The 3,452-nt window shown below is 40.8% G+C and carries 3 protein-coding genes; 2 read left to right on the top strand and 1 reads right to left on the bottom strand.

Annotation, left to right across the window (positions count from 1 at the left end; translation table 11 throughout):
• Nucleotides 1–830, bottom strand: an 830-nt coding sequence (locus R7Z78_RS24110; protein ID WP_212733950.1) for a VCBS domain-containing protein, incomplete at its 3' end; no start/stop codon positions are given.
• Nucleotides 831–1,199: 369 nt separating this feature from the next.
• Here R7Z78_RS24110 and R7Z78_RS24105 point away from each other — a divergent pair.
• Nucleotides 1,200–2,507, top strand: coding sequence for a TolC family outer membrane protein (locus R7Z78_RS24105; protein WP_025576708.1), 1,308 nt, complete (start codon nucleotides 1,200–1,202; stop codon nucleotides 2,505–2,507).
• A 5-nt stretch (nucleotides 2,508–2,512) separates the two neighbouring features.
• On the top strand, nucleotides 2,513–3,130 hold the full coding sequence (locus R7Z78_RS24100; protein ID WP_025576707.1) for an OmpA family protein: 618 nt from the start codon (nucleotides 2,513–2,515) through the stop codon (nucleotides 3,128–3,130).
• Nucleotides 3,131–3,452 lie beyond the last annotated feature (322 nt).

Here is a 3,452-nt window from a genome sequence, read left to right as displayed (position 1 = left end):
TTTAAGTTGCCGCCAGTGGTCAGCGTTACGTCTTCTTGAACCGCGCCTTTATCATCACCCGGTTGATCTGGTGTGATGATCGCTTTGTCGTCTGAGCCCGTGATCGTCACGACCACGTCATGAGTCGTGCCATCTGCAGACGTCACTGTCATGGTACGAATAATCGGATCACTATCGGCGTCCAACGCTTGAACGTCTGGGTGGCTATTGTTCAACTCATACGTCCAGTTACCTTGCTCATCGATAGAGAAAATACCCCAGTTACCGTCTTGAACGTCCGTTTGGGGTTGGAAGACCGCTTCACCTGCATCAGGGTCATCCACGTTTAGGTTGCCACCTGTGGTCAACGTTACGTCTTCTCTTACTGCCCCCACATCGTCACCATCAATTAACGCCGAGGAGTTACTACTATCTATTTCAGTAGAACGATGCACGTCAGGTAAAACATTGGTATCGCTCTGCTCACTGTCTAAACCTGAAGTTTCAAAAAACGTACTTGCCAGAAGTTCAGCCCCTGAACGTTCAATTGTTCCGGAATTGGTTAAGCTAGAACTTAATTGCTCACCTGCAGCAGTAGCGTATTCTTCTCCTAATTCTGTAGGGTCATCACCTTGCGCAACGGCTTTAATGATTTCCTCAACTTCAGGAGATATATCTGAATTTGTATCACTGCGCTCTAATGAGGCATGCGCAGGTAGAGAATCACCATTCAACGTCTCCACGACAATCTCACCCGGAAGTAGGTTCTCCTTAGATTCAACTACTCTAATATGACCATCTTTACCGATTACAACATACTTATCCGTCGTTGAATTTGACTTTCCAACCAAAGTTATTACCCCATTTAACAGATGAAATAACCCCTCCCCTTGACTAAATCAGGCAATGAGAATTATTTCAGGCAGTGATACATTTAGTTAATAGTTTATCATTATTTGCTCAATGTACAACATGCACTTGTTCCCACAATAAGTTTCATGTTTTAAATTGGTTTTATTTTGCCCCAGAAAGTCATATGCTATGCGGCTTATTTTTAGGGACTTTGTTCCAGCGATTACATTTTTTAAAATGATGGCTTAAATTAACCAAGCCAGATTTGATACAAACGTTTTCTTTAATATATCCGGTTCTTAAAGTTTCATTATTGAGACAATAAATTAAAGATAATTAGCGTTGCGAATTATTTGGGGAGACTTCTTTTGAAGCTTAGTAGTATTAGTGTTGTTTGTTTTGGTTTGTTAATACCTCTTCATTCCAGTGCACAAACATTAGAGCAAGCCGTAGCGGTTACATTTGCAACCAACCCAGAGATCAAAAGTGCGTTCAATGAATATATGAGTAAACGCTACATCATTGATCAATCCACTGGTGCATACAAACCGACCATCGATTTAGACGCAGGTATCGGTTATGAGGGCATAGATCCAGCGAACTCCGCAGATAGAACCGACATGACCCGTAAAGAAGCTGCAATTACATTTAGCCAGTTGATTTGGGATGGTTCTAAAACTCTTTACGATATCGATCGCACATCAGCAGACGCTGAATCGGTACGTTATCAATTGCTTGCTGATGCTCAAAATATTGCCCTACAAGTTGCTAAAGCGTATCTGGATGTAATTAAGGCACAGCAGTTCATTACTCTTTCAGAAAGCAACTTAAATACGCACGAGCGTATTTATACTGACATCAAAAAACGCACAGAATCAGGAATAGGCTCAGTCGCCGACTTGACTCAAGTTGAAGGTCGCCTAGCAAAAGCTCACAGCAATTTACTAGCTGCACAAAATAACTACAAAGATGCGCAAACCACATTTATTCGATTAGTGGGTGAAAACCCTCAGGATCTAATCTTTCCACGCGCAGACCAAAACTTTATTCCCGACTCCTTGGATGAGGCCAAAAATCAAGCTTTTGAAAACCACCCAGTGATAAAGATAGCTTTAGCAGATGTCGACTCTGCAAGATACCAGTACCAGCAAGCAGATGCGAACCACTATCCAGTAGTTTCCGTTGAAGCAGCACAAAACTGGCGTGATGATGCAGGAGGTATTGAAGGTAACAGTTCTGAAACCACTGCTATGCTTCGCGTCCGCTATAACCTATATAATGGCGGCAGAGATTCAGCAAACACTGATAGTATGGCCTACCAGCTCAACAAAGCGAAAGACCTACGTGAACGTGCCTACCGAAGTGTTGAGCAAGAGCTTAGTCTCTCATGGAGTGCTTTAGAATTGACTGGCAAACAAAAAACCTTTCTAAGCCAACATGTTGGTTCAATGTCAGACACCGTTGTTGCTTATCAAAAGCAGTACCGCATTGGTAAACGTACATTGCTTGATTTGCTCAATACTGAAAATGAGCTATTTGAATCCCGCAAAAACTACCTCGAAACGCAGTTCGATCAACAATACGCTAAATACCGAACTCTAACTTCTACAGGAAAACTTCTTGATGCATTGCGCGTCGATATTCCGCAAGAATGGACTCAGCCAGTAGAGTACTAAACACAATGAAAAACAATACCTTAATATTTCTAGCTCTATCAACAATGAGCCTAAATAGTGCATTTGCGACTGATAAGTTCGATTACATCCCTACTCCGGAGCACATTCAAGTCGCTGACCTTCATGACGTAGATAACGATGGCGTAATCAATGCTCGTGATCTATGTGCGAATACCCCAGTTGGTGCCGAAGTAGATAATGATGGCTGCGAAACCTACCTAAACAAAGAAGAACAGTATCAACTTAAGATTTTGTTTGCTAATGATTCAGACAGCATTAATCCAGTATTCCAACGTAAGATTACTGAATTAGCAGCATTCCTTAAGAAGTACCCTACGACTTCTATCGAAATACAGGGTTACGCAAGTAAAGTTGGTACCGCAGCTTACAACCTTGAGCTATCACGCCGCCGAGCAAGTAACGTACGCAACCTATTAATTAAGCAAGGTATTTCAGAGGACAGGTTAACTATTGTTGGCTTTGGTGATACCCATTTAGCTAAATTGGGGACAGATGATGTCAGCCACGCTTTAAACCGTCGTGTAACCGCTACCGTCATTGGCCATAAAGGCATGGTTAAAGATGAGTGGACGATATTTACTACCTTTCCCAAGGTAAACTAACACCCCTGCCTCTGGCCAGTTTTCATCAATGGCTAGAGGCATCTTCTATAGGGGCTTGATGAAACAGATATCAGTACATTTTACTGACTTAAACTAAAGCTAATCACCACCATTCATTTAGAGAATTGAGCTCCGTACGAAATTAAGAACCATCTAATTAATATAGTTGTAACTTACTTTAGAAAATATTATTAACTTATTTAATTATAAAAAATAAAAGCTGTCAGATAAAAATAGTAGTAACATATTTAATTATAAAAAATAAAAGCTGTCAGATAAAAATAGTAGTAACATATTTAATTATAAAAAATAAAAGCTGTCA

The sequence above is a fragment of the Vibrio sp. 1167 genome, assembly GCF_033340375.1.
In the GTDB taxonomy this organism is placed as follows: Bacteria; Pseudomonadota; Gammaproteobacteria; order Enterobacterales; family Vibrionaceae; genus Vibrio; species Vibrio alginolyticus.
Note: the sequence above shows the minus strand (reverse complement) of the source record. Positions and strands in the feature narration are given on the sequence as shown.